Origin of the sequence: Erwinia persicina (assembly GCF_014838825.1) — a bacterium.
Classification (GTDB): Bacteria; Pseudomonadota; Gammaproteobacteria; order Enterobacterales; family Enterobacteriaceae; genus Erwinia; species Erwinia persicina_A.
Window position 1 is genome coordinate 88,489 of sequence record NZ_JACYMO010000002.1, and the last position, 12,948, is coordinate 101,436.

The window sequence follows — 12,948 nt, forward strand, 5'->3', positions numbered from 1 at the left end:
ATAATCATTTCGGATATGCCGTATGTACTCGATAGCCCTTTGGCATCAACGGATCTTTATCAACCACCAGTATGATTTTATTAGATAAATGAGATGAACCATCCCCTTTATTTATAACTCTACCGACATTAAACATCTCTTCATGCGTTAACACTAATCTAGTTTGATCACCAACTAACCATTCAGTAAGCTTCCTCTGGTTAGATTTATCTGCAAAAGCATTTCCTATGGCTCTGTCTGCTGCTGCGCTATCGAAAAATGTAGAAGTAGCACCGAGACGAGGTTCAGCTTGAAGACGGGCCAGTAATTCGGCATCAGACTTATTCACATGCTTCTCTATTACATGCCCACCAAAATTCTCATGATAGATTAATGAATTACCAGTTTCGGCTTTAAAAGTCGTACTTTTAGTAATCGCAAAAAATGCCTTAGCTGCCACATATTGCAACAACTTAGCTTCAGATGTTGGTACACCACCTGAGATGATTTCTGCTGCTTTCTCCGGCGTCATCTTTTCGTTAGACATGATAAGATCTAACGGCATTCCAAAAAAGTTACCCCACGCAGTAATTAACCCTTTCGCCGCATCCTGGCCTTCCGGCATATCACCTTCAGTCGCTTTAGCCAAGGCAGCAGAGATTTCATCAGCAGTCGCGCCATTCTTAATCATGGAAACACCGCGAGAGGCCTGCGCCTGTGCGTAGTCTGCGGTCCCTGCTGGCAGTAAACTGCTCCAGCCATCACTCAGGGAGTTATTCTCCACCGCATTCTTGCCTGCAAGCGCTCCGGTCGTTGCGGCTGCCGAGCTGTTGCCTGCTACCGCCCCCGCTGCTCCGGCGGCAATCGTGCCCAGCAGGCTCAGCTGCTCTTTGTCCGCCTGCGACAGTCTGGCAATGTCCTCTGGCGTGCTGGCGTGATATAACGCTTCGGCAATAAACCGTGTGGCCAGCTCACCGCTGAACGCTCCGGCGGCTCCCGCTGCGGCATTACCTCCCGACATCTGCGCCGCCACCGCGCCCCACACGGCATGCGCCATCGCGTTGGCAACCACATTCGTGTTGCCGCCGGCATCGGTGGTTTGCGCTTTGATGACCTGCGCCACCAGTGGGTTAGCCGCTCCGGCTACCGCCTGTGAAATATTTCCGTTAACCAGTCCCTGAAGCACACCGCTTACTGCCTGAACCACCATCTGGTTCTTGCTGCCCACGCCGTAGTCGGACATGGCTTTCTGATAGGCATCGCTTTCTCGTAAGCCTTCCAGCCAGTCAGCGCGCTCTTTCTCCGTCGCGTTTGCCTCAAGCGGTGCAGCGCCTTTTTTCGCCTCTTCCAGCCCTTTGATATCGCCCATCGTGTTCACGATGCTGACCATCTGGCCGGTGATTTCACCCACCGCCTGCGCCGTTTGCAGACGCTTTTGCTCTTTCTCTTTGTTAAAGATCGGGCTGATGCTGCCGTTGGCCTTAGTGGTGTCGCGGCTCAGACTGCCTACATCCTGCTGTTGGTTAGCCGTATCGCGGATAACAATATTGCCCTGCCCGACCGCAGACTGAGTGGTGCCTTCCGCATGCCCCTTGCCGTTCAGCCCCGCCAGCAGCGTGCTGGCCGAGTTCGACAGCACGTTGCCCAGCATCTGGCCGCTCATCGTTCCGCCGTTGCTCATACCGGCGCTGATCCCACTATGGCTGACTTTGTAATCTGCCTGGTTGCCCAGGTCGCTGAAGCCCAGCGTCCCGGTCTCCAGACGATTTTTGTCTGCCCCTGCCTGGCTGGCCACCACCGCACCGTTCAACTGGGTGTGGTCGCCCACCCGGATATCGAACCCGCCCTTGCCCGCATAGATGCCACTCTGCTCCATAACACTATCATAGGTGCTGTGCATCTTGTCCTGACTGGCACTGATGTAACCTGAGGCCGTTGTCGAACCGAAGGTAAAGCTGCCGCCTGCGCCAAGGCTGGTCTGTTTTGAATCGTAGCGGTCGCTGTCCTGCTGACTGGTGATGGTCAGGTTGCGCCCGACATCGGCGCTGACCTGATTACCGTTCACCTGAGCGCCGGTTAACGTGGTGTCACGCCCGCTGTTCAGCGAGACGTTGCCACCGCTGTCGAGGGTGGTTTCACTCCACTGCGTACCGTTACCGGCGTCTTTGCCTTTCGCGCCGTTGGCACTGGCAAAGATGCTCAACCCGGCGTTGCCACTGCCCACGCCAAAACTAACGCCCACGCCGCCACCACCGCTGGAGTTACTGCCCACAGATTGCTGCGTGTTGGCCGCGCCGGTTAACAGGATGTCATTCGCCGCCGTCAGCGTGGTGTCACCGCCCGCTTTCAGCAGGCTGCCGCCAATGGCGATATCCCCGCTGTTAGCCGATTTACCTTTACCCATTGCGGTAATCGCCAGATTCTGCCCGGCATTCAGGGTGGATCCGGATACGGTATCACTACGATGCTGTGATTGTGATGTTGTTTTTTGCGAGTTCAACGAAATGCTGACGCCAATTCCGTTATTCGGGTCGCCGCTGACTTGCGCCTGCTGGCTGGCCAGCTGTGCCTGCACCCCGGAGAGGGCGGTTTTTGTCGCCTGCAGGGCCGCCAGGCGACTGTCACTTTCTCCTTTCGCGGCCTGTGCGGTGGCGATGGCATTATTGACCGCCTCGCCAACCGCACCGGAGAGCGCCAGCGTAATCCCCGTGGATTTCTGCTCGAACCGCTCGTCCACGGTGCGCTTATCATGACCCGGCGCGATGACCACACTGTCACCGTTGACCGTTAACGATTGACCCGCCACCAGGTCAGCACCGCTGATCTTCACGCCGTCAGCCGCGCTGACCGTCACATTACCCCCGGTGCTGCCGACGGTACTGACGCTCTGGCTCTGGGTCGTTCCCTTCACTTTCAGGTCATGCTTCTGGCTGGCGGTGCCGATGGTGATACCAATCCCACCCGTGCCCATCAGCCCGCTTTTTTTCGTTTCACTGAAATGCCAGCTGGAGTCCGTGTTGGTCGCGGCAACAATATCGATATTACCGGCCGCTTTCAGGGTTACGTCGTCGTCCCCCACCACCTGCGATCCTTTCACCAGGATATTTTTACCGGCCTCGACACTGACGTTATCACCGCTCAGCAGCGTGCCTTTCTCCGCAGTCGAATAGTCCTCCTGGATGGTGTGGGTGGTTTTTTTGCTGAGGAACCCTTTTTTGGTTTTCGTCTCTTCTTTGTAGAAATAATCACTCTCGGTGGCCGTCGTCAGGTTGACGTCATTCCCCCCGTTCAGGGCAATATCCTGCTGTGCCGTCACCTGGGTGGCCGCACTGTTAATATCCCGCCCCGCCTGCACCGCAATATTGCCGCCGCTGGCAATCTCCGTCCCCTGCTGGCGCACCGCTTCGTGGATTTCCGTGCGTTCGCTGCTGCGGTAGCTGTCACCTTTAGTGGTGGTGGCCGCCAGCAGACTCACATCCCTGCCCGCCTGTAATGTCACATCGTTATCAGCCACCAGGCCTGCCGCCTGGCTGTTCAGATCGCGGCCTGCGCTGAGCGTCAGATCATTACCGCTGGTCAGCGTGGTGCGCTCCTGACCGGTGACATGGTTTTCCCCTTTGCCCTTGCTATTGCGCTGCGCGGTGTCTGCTGCGTTCAGGTTGAGGTCGTGCCCAGCGGCTAACGCCATATCCTTCTCAGCGTTGAGTACACTGGCCGTCACGCTGAGGTCATGTCCGGCGTTAAGGGTTAATGCCCCCCCCGCAGAGAGATCGCTGCCAACGTTGCCAGCCTTGCCGCTGCTGGCGATATTTTCGCCTGCATACCCGGTATAACGGCTGCTGCTGGTGGTCTGGTTGGCACTGATGGCAATATCACCCGCCGCATCCAGTGTAAGATCGCCCCCTGCCGTCACCTTGCTGCCGGTAACCTTAATATCCTTGCCTGCTTTCAGCGTTACGCCCTGCAGTGCGCTCATCGTTGCCGTTGTGCCCAGTTGGGTCTGGCTCATCGCCACACCCGACCCAAACCAGCCTTGACTACTGGCGTTCCACTGCGTGGTCAATGTCTGGTTATTAATGCTGCCGTCGAGGCTCTCCAGCATCAGGGTTTTACCGCTGATGGCCGAACCGATATTGTTGATATCACCCAGCGCGCTGAGGTTCATATCCCCGGCAGCGCTAATCAGGCCTGCGTTCAGGTTACTGATGCTGCTCTGACTGTTGATATTCAAATCGGTTTTGGCGGCCAGTGTGCTGCCATTATTGTTCAGCGTTCCGGCGTTGATCTTCACCGAATTAGCGGCAATCACGCTGCCGCTGTTGACGGTAATATCCTTCGGCGACAGGTAGAGCTTCGGTATCATGACGGTTTCGCCGTTAATCTGCGTCGCTTCCCACCAGAGGATGCTGCGATCAAGCGCAGCGACCTGTTTTGCATCGAGTGAAACGCCAAATTTCAGGTTCAGCGACTGCTGGGCGCTGGCCGCGCTATCCAGCAGATAGCGCATCTGTTCCAGGTCGGAACCCACCCCGTTCAGATAGCGGTTGCCGGTCTGGTTAAGCAGCGCATTGCTGACGTAGCGGGTATCAAAAGCCGCATCACCCAGCAGACGATAGTCGTAGTCAGGCTTAAGATTGAGGCGATCCAACAGGTAGGACGATCCAAGGAACTGTTTCTGGTCAGTGTAAACACTGCGCGTTTCCTGCGGTGCGCTGCCCGGCTGTTTGCCCAGTAACGCATTCAGATCGCCAAACAGGTTGTGATCCAGCTTGCCCAGCCCGTCGAGCTGCGGATTGGTGACGATCAGATACGGGCTTTTGGGATCGCTGGCAGGAACGAAATAGCCGTTATTGCCGGTGGGCAGTGGCCACGCGCTGGTGTCGATGCCCTGAGCCACCGGCTGCTGCAAAGGTGTGGCGGCCTCAGGAAACAGCGATGTGCTGCTGTGACTGGTTGTACGCTGGTCGGCCAGGGTCACCATTGGCTCGCCACTGGTGTCCAGCGCTTTGCCATCACTCATCTGTTGCAAGGCAGACTGGATCTGCACCTGCCACTGGGGTGAATTGACCGTCACTTTTTCTGTGCCGGACAGGGCCTGTTGTTGCACAGTGCTGCCGATACCCTGCTGGCTGAGGGTATTGAGCACGGGTTTTGCCAGGGTACTGGTGATCGTGCCGCTATTGGCACGGGTAGTCGTATTGCTGACGTTACTGGTGAAGCTGGCGGTCAGTGCCCCCCCGGACTGAATCACCGCGCGCAATGTGCTCCCGGAGGAGAGGTTTTCAGTGGTGGGGCCGCCACTTAACAAGAAAGTAAAGTCGAAACTCTTTTTCGTGTGATCCGGGTCCTTGATGAATGTTCTACACGTCTTCGTATACATTTGAACGCATTCATATGTCTGCCAGACGCGTGCCGTTCCATTTTCAATCGAGTCATTATCCAATCTGCTTCCCTGCAATTGCATACTTTTGCTGGCAAGCAGATCGCTGGCTTTATTTTCCAGATTATCGGCATTGATGGTCAGGTCTTTTCCTGCAGAAATACGTGCTGCACCCCCGCTGGCGCTAGCCGTTACCTGTTTTTCGCTTACCAGAACAGTTTGCTGATTGTATTGAGTCAATAAATCCGCGTAGGGATGATCGATGCACACATTGCCCTGACCGTGACAAGACTCATCGTTACCAAATGTCAGCTTATCCCTGGTCATAGGGAGCATGATGCTCCCAGAATCAGACGGATAATAACTCTTCTCATCCACCTTATATGTCAGCCCGTCGCGCTGATTAAGCAGATGCGCAGTGGACATCGAAATGTCCCCATTTCGCGTCTCAATGGTGCCGGAGGTGTTAATGATTTCACTGTTGGCATTGCCTGCGGCATCACGCTGCATCCAGAGATTATTGTCGGCGAGGATATCGCCGCGCTGGTTGCGGATGCTGTTGGCCTGCAGACGCATATCCTGGCCTGCATAGAGTAAGGCTGTGTTAATGATGCTGCCCGGTGCCGTCAGCGTCAGTGACCCACGGGTTCCGGTAAAGCCGGCGACATTGATATCGCCACGGCTGGTCAGCGAGATGTCACCCCCGCCCTGCACGCTCCCGGCGTCATTGAGGTTGATCTGGCTACCAGTCAGGGTGCTGGTTCGAGTGCCAGAGGTGATTTTCCCACTGTTGCTGAGGATGCTCCCCGCGCTGAGAGTAATGCCCTGCCCCTGCATCACGCCCTGGTTATCGATGGCACCGTTGCTGGTGACCGTCAGCTGATTGCCTGCCGCCAGCGTGCCGCGATGCGTAAAGGCGTTGCCCAGTGTGGCCGTCAGATCCCCAAGGGCCACCAGCTGGCCGGTGGGGGACAGTTCGCTGGCCTTGAGGGTCAGCACACCGCCGCTGAACAGCCGGCCGCTGTCCTGCTGAACGACATTGTTCCCCGTAACGGCTAACTGCCGATTACCCAGTACGGTGCCGCTGTTATTCAGCTGTTGGTAGTCAACCGTCAGCCGATCGCCCTGAACACTGCCCAGATTGAGCAGACGGCTGCCCGTCAGGGTGCCCTGCTGCTGTACCAGCAGCGTGCCTTTATTTTCTACCTGTGCCGCCTTGAGCAGCAGGTCGGTTGCCTGCAGCCAGCCTTCATTGTTAAACTGCGCGGCATTCAGAGTCAGATCGTCGCTGGATAACAGCTTCCCGCCATTCTGCGCCGTCCCGGTGAGATCCAGCCGGGTCTGTTTGCCGCCCTGTATCGTACCGTCGTTGCTCATCTGCGCCGCCTGGAGCGTCAGCGCCTGCTGGCTGAACAGTATCCCGTTCTGATGATTGGTCAGGCGATCGCCGATGACCAGAGTCAGCCCGTTATCACCCTGTAACCTGCCGCTATTGTCCAGCGTGCTGCCGTTCATGGTCAGCGTATTGCCCTGAATACGTCCGGCATTTTCCAGCGAAGTGACGTTAATGCCCAGTGCGCCGCCACTCAACAGTGACGCCGCCTGCTGCTGCTTCAGCGCACCACTCAGGGTCAGCGTCAGGTTATCCACCCCACTGATGGCACCCTGGTTACCCAGCGTATCGGCCGTCAGCGTGAGATTTTTAGCCGTCCACTGCCCCTGATTGCTGAGGGTGGCGGCATGCAGTAACGCGCTGCCCTGTGCAGCGATCTGGCTACTGGCAGCGGAGGTCAGCGTATCACTCAGCTGCAACGCCAGGTTGTCGGCGCTCTGTATACGGCCCTGATTGCTCAGGGTGCGGGCGTTGGCGACAATATCCTGCGCCTGCCAGATGCCATCATTACTCAGGCTGTCGCCGTTTATTCTCAGGGTGCCCTGGGTCAGCAGCTTACCGCTGCCGCTATATATGCGTTGCACTGCGGGTGTTGCCGCCAGCGCCATGCGTGCCACAGCGGCGGGGAGAGAGCCGAGGGTCAGGGCCTGCAACCCCACCAGCGTGCCGTTGTTGGTCAGCGTTGCGGCGTCTACCGCCAGCGTGCTGCCCTGCACCGCGCCCTGATTAGTGAAGCCGGTGGCACGCAGCGTCACGGCATCTTCGCCGAGCAGCTTGCCGGTAGTGTTCAGCGTCGCAGCATCAAGCTGAATGCCGCCCTGGCTTAAAATCTCACCCGTATTCACCAGCGTATCCCCGACCTGTGCCGAGACGCCTGCGCTGCCAATGGCCGTTCCGAGATGCTGCCAGTTCTGCGCCGCCACACTCACCTGCGCCCCCTGCAGCGTGCCGTCAGTGGTTAACCCATTACTGCTGAGTTCCAGGCTGCCGCCGCTCAGGGTCTGCCCGCTGGCGCGCTGGATTAGCCGATCGGCGGTGGCAGTCAGGTGTTGATCACCCTGCCACAGGCCGCTATTGCTAAGGGTATTGCCGTTTAGTTCGAGGTCGCGGGCGATCATTTTCCCGGTGTTTATTACGCTGTCTGCGCTTAACTGCGCCGTCGCCTGGCTGCGGATCTGACCGCTGTTCTCCAGCGTGCCGGTCAGCGCGCCGTCAAGATGGTCTGATCCCATCAGGGTGCCATTGTTGGTCAGTTGACCAAGGTTGAAGCGCAGCGTTGCCCCCTGCCCCTGCCCGGCATTGATGGCACGGTCACCGTGCAGATCCAGCATCCCTGCACTCAGTAACTGACCGCTGGCCTGGTTATCCAGCGTGGTGGCCGTGAGCGTCAGCGCGTTCTCGCCCTGCATCCGTCCGGCATTGACCAGCGAATTAGCTGCCACATCCAGCTTCCGGCCCGCCAGCAGTTGGCCCCGGTTATTCAGCTCGCGCGCCGTCACCGTCAGGGAGTCACTGACCTGCAGTAACCCGTCATTGTTCAGACTGTCGAGCGCCAGCGTCAGTCCGCCCGCCTCCATCAGCGTACCGCTGGCGGTGTTGTTGAGTTGCGTCGTATCTAATGTCAGTGCGCGATTCGCCTGTAACAGGCCGCTGTTGGTCAGCACGCGGGCCACCGTCAGCTCACCACGGTCAGTGATCAGCAGCGTTCCGCTGTTGTTAACAGTTGCGCTATTCAGCACCAGATGCCCGGCCTGAAGCTGACCGCCATTGTTCAGAGTGCGGCTGGTCAGGTCAGCGCGCTCACCGCTCACCAGCGTTGCCCCCGTCAGGTTATTGATTGTCCCGCTGTTCACCACCAGCGCCTCACTGCCCTGTATCCAGCCACGATTGACCAGGCTGGTCGCATTGAGGGCCAGTGCTGGCGTAACCATCTGGCCATCATTGACCACCGTCGCGGCATCAAGGGTCAGCGTGCGGGTGGCACTGGCTTCACCTCCCAACTGCTGGGTGAACTGCTGTGCCAGTGTCAGAGCCGTGGTCATCCCCTGCAGGAGGCTGCTGTTGTTCAGGCTGTCTCCCTTCACCACCAGCGCCCCGTCAGAAAGTATGTCGCCCCGGTTGTCGACGGTTTGCACCTGCAGGGTCAGGTTGTCATTACTCTGCAACGTACCGTGATTATCAAGACGATCGCCGGAGATGCTGAGTGCTGCCGCGGCGATCTGCCCGCCGTTATCCATCCTCTTGCTGGTCGCCGTCAGCTGCTGCTGTGACAGTAACACCCCCCCCTGCTGATTGTTCAGATCGAGATAATCTGCGCGCAGAGAACGGGCGTTGATCTCTCCCCGGTTATCCAGGCTGTCGCCACTCAGCGTCATATTGGCATCGCCGGCGATCAGTCCGGCATTGTTAAGCTGCGCCGGGTTAAGCGTCAGGTCACCACCGCTGTGTAGCGTGGCACCCTGTAAATTATCAAACAGATCGGCCTGCAGGTGCAGGGCGCGGCTGCCGTCCAGCAACCCGCCGTTGGTCAGGTGCTGCGTGTTCAGCGACAGTTCGGGGGCCACCAGCGTGCCGCCGTTGGCCAGACTGTTGGCGGTGATGTCGATGCGTGCCGCGTTACTTTTGCCGCGATGATCGAGGGTGGCGGCATTGACGGTAAAGTCGCCGAGCGCTGTCTGGGTACCCTTCAGCGTCGCCTGCTGTGCCTCGAGAGTCAGCTTGCCCCCACTCTGGACCTGCGCCGTGCTCAGGGTCGTCAGCGCCTCCCCCTTCAGGGTCAGATTGCCACCTGCGTTGACCTCACCGCCCAGCTGCATCTGACCGGCCTGCAGATCAATCGCCTGCTGGCTGGTGATACGGCTACCCTGCTGGCTGATAAGTGTGTCACCGCTCAGGGTAATACCCCGGCTGCCGGACAGCAGCCCCTGCAGCGCCCCCTGTCCGCTATGAACAGACAGCAGGCCTTCGCTGAGAATATTTCCCTGCGCACCCTGCGTCAGCCTGTCGCTAACCGTCAGGCTGGCATCCGTTTTCGCACTGAGTGTGCCGTTCTGATCAAGCTGGCGCGCCGTCAGGGTTAACCCGCCACCGCTTAATATCTCTCCCTGGTTATAAAGCTGGCCACCGTCGACCGTCAGTCTGCCGCTACTCTGCAGCTTGCCCCGATTATGCTGCGTGGCGGCCTGCACCTTCAGGTTGCGGTTAGCCACCAGCGCGCCGCTATTCTCCAGCGTGCCAGCCTCCACGCTAAGATCCTGCGCGGCGGTGAGTTTCCCCTGCTGCGACAGAGTGCCGATCGCGGTGCTGTGTATATTGCCTGCCGCATTCCCCTGGCTCTGCACATCCACCCTCAGCGCATCACCGTGCAACTGAATATCGCGGGCTGCGGTCAGCGAGCCATTCGCCAGCGTGACCGTTTTTCCGGCATTCAGCACCACATCACGATCGCTGACCAGTCCGCCCTTCTTAAGCGTCACATCACCGTCACTGCTGACCATGATGTCGCCACCAGCTTTATGATCGCCGCTGAGCGCCACTGCCTGACCGTGGACCTTCAGCGCCCCGCTGGCAAGGCTGTTGCTTACCGACAGCTTGCCGCTGGCATCCAGAGTAATATCGCCCTGACGAGCATTGAGGTTACCGAGATTGACCCCCAAGCCTTTGTCGCTGGAGACCAGACGAATACGATTGGCGTACATGCCACCGAGCGCGCCGGTATCTACCGCCACCGCCGGCGGTGAACTCGCGGAGGACACGGCGGTGACCTTACCCTGTGCATCAACCCGGTTCGAACCGACAATGACCGTCAGATCGCGGGCATGGATATCCGCATTGATTTCCGTGGCGCGCGCAATAATTGACAGGGCATCACTCTGGCTGGCATTCAGCCCCTTCCCTTCAACGATAATGCTGCCCCGGGAGACGTCCAGACTGCTGACGTTGCCTTTGCTGTCGAAGGTCGGTTTCCCGGTCGTCAGCGTCACCTGCGGGGTGTTGATAAAACCGCAGCCATTACAGGTGATACCGAACGGGTTGACCACCATCACATTGGCGGCCTTCCCGGCCACCTCGGTAAAACCCTGTAACTGCGAACGGTTGCCGCCGACCACTTCGTTAATGATGCCGCGCGCTTCTTTACCTGCAGTCAGATGAGGGTTGTTCTGGATCAATCCGCCCAGTTGGGTCTGCGTCAACGGGCCAGTGGCGTTATTCAGGATCAGGCCCGGCTTGCCAACGTTATAGTCTTTAAACTGATTGTGGGAAATTCCTGCCTGATTGGGCGTGGCAATGTTCAGTACCGGCACCCCGTTGCCCGCTTTATCCACCTGGCTGCCCGGCGTCACCGGGGTGAGCGCCGCCACCGCCGGCAGCAGTGGCTGCCCGCCAATCAGCGCACAAATCAGATAACTCAGCAGGCGCTGAGAACGAGGAACCGGGTGCTGAAGATTGTCCATAATCATTGCCTCTTAAAATACCAGCGAGATGCGGTACTGCACGACGATCGGGTCTGGTGCCAGCCAGTCCGGATAATCCAGCGGTGTTCCCAGGGTTAACTGAGTCGAGATATAGCGCTGACTGGTCGTAAGGCCGATGGCACTACCCCACAGGGTGCCGGATGCCCAGGGATCGAACCGATCGCTGTGCAACCAGCCACCGTCCAGCGCAGCCACTGCGTTCACCTGCCCCAGCACCGGCAAGGTAAACAGGCTGTAGTTCATTTCATTGCGCCAGTAGCCGCCGTTATCCCCGGAAAGGTACTGCTCTTTAAAACCGCGTACCGAGCTGTCCCCACCGAGAGTCAGGCGCTCGCTGCCGTACAGACGATCCGGTGACCACTGGCCGTAGAAGCTGCTTAACCACCACAGGTCTTGAGTGACGGGCAGCTGATAGCTGCCGCTCAGGCTCCATTTACGGAACTCTGCTTTCGGCACATCGCCGTTTTTACCCTCGTCACTTTCCGCCGAGAACCACGGCATACCGCGCGTCAGCATCGGGTTAAGGGTGGCGATGCCACCCCACAGCTTTTGCGTATGATTCACGCCAATTTGCAGGCTGGAGAGATTCCGACTGCTGCTCTGCAGTCGTGCATCGTTGAGCCAGTTACGGCTGCTACGCTGATTCACGCTGACGGCGAGGCCGGTTTTGATGTCACTGTTGCGGTACAGCCCCCAGTAGCCGTTAATGCGGTGGGTTTTAGTGTCCCCGCGCGACAGCCAGTCAAAACCGTTATTATTGATAGTACTGAGGTAATTGCTCCAGCTGTAGCTGTAGTCCAGCAGGCCGTATCCCCAGGGAATGCTCACACCGGCCTGGACATTTTGTGCATCATGCGCACTGGAGAAGGCCGAACTGCGTCCGCCGCTCACAAACCAGCGATCGGCCAGCCCCAGCGGGTTATTGACCGTCAGTGAACCGCTCAGTTGCCCGCTACCGGTACTTTTCTGGCCGCTGTTATCAAAACTCACCGAGGCGCTAAGGGGGATTTCCGGGGAAGCGGTCAGATTGACGACCGAATACCCCGGCTGGTCTGCGGGGAGGATTTCGATCTGCACGGGCGTGGTACGCAGGCGGTTGATCTGCTCCATTCCCTGTTCGATATCACGCAAGTTAAGGATTTTCCCTTCCCTGCCAGGAAAGGCCATCTTCAGCTCGCGCGCCACTGCGCCGTTCAGGCGGATCTGCTGTAACTTGCCTTCCAGCACCGCCAGCGTTAATTCACCGCCGGAAAGATCCTGCTCGGGAATAAAAGCGCGGCTGGTGATATAGCCCCGGCTGATATACCAGTCAGAAACCCGGTGGGTGAGCTGACTGATGCTGGCCATATCCAGGCATTTTCCCTGCCACGGGGCCATCAGTTGCTGCTGCTGGCGCGGGGAGATCAGGGTACTGCCCGTCAGGTGAACCGTGGTAATACGAAAACAGGGCCCGTCAGGGACTGCCGGCTGAGCCGCAGTGCGTACCTCGGGCAGGGCCGTGCTGCGCTCCAGCTCATCGCGTTGCTGCTGGTTTTGATCGAGGATCTGCTGCTGCTGCTGGCGCACCGCATCACGGTCGGCCGGACTGAGCGGCGCAGCCGACGCACTGGCGATACTAACCGTCAGCAACAGGGCTGTCAGTGTCCTTACTGGAAATAACATCATCATGATATAAGCGCAATAAATGTAAACAAGGCAATAATGGAATGCGCACAGATTAC

The 12,948-nt window shown here is 58.3% G+C and carries 2 protein-coding genes; both read right to left on the reverse strand.

The window, feature by feature from the left end:
* Positions 1-4: 4 nt before the first annotated feature.
* Complete coding sequence (locus tag IFU29_RS06495; RefSeq protein WP_191933211.1) at positions 5-11,206, reverse strand: hemagglutinin repeat-containing protein; 11,202 nt, start codon at positions 11,204-11,206, stop codon at positions 5-7.
* A gap of 12 nt (positions 11,207-11,218) precedes the next feature.
* A complete protein-coding gene (locus IFU29_RS06500; protein ID WP_191933212.1) occupies positions 11,219-12,895 on the reverse strand; it encodes a ShlB/FhaC/HecB family hemolysin secretion/activation protein in 1,677 nt (558 codons plus the stop codon).
* Positions 12,896-12,948: the final 53 nt, after the last annotated feature.

Excerpts from the sequence above, each read along its gene's own strand:
- IFU29_RS06495 (WP_191933211.1), bottom strand. The coding sequence starts at position 11,206 with ATGGACAATCTTCAGCACCCGGTTCCTCGTTCTCAGCGCCTGCTGAGT.
- IFU29_RS06500 (WP_191933212.1), bottom strand. The coding sequence starts at position 12,895 with ATGATGATGTTATTTCCAGTAAGGACACTGACAGCCCTGTTGCTGACG.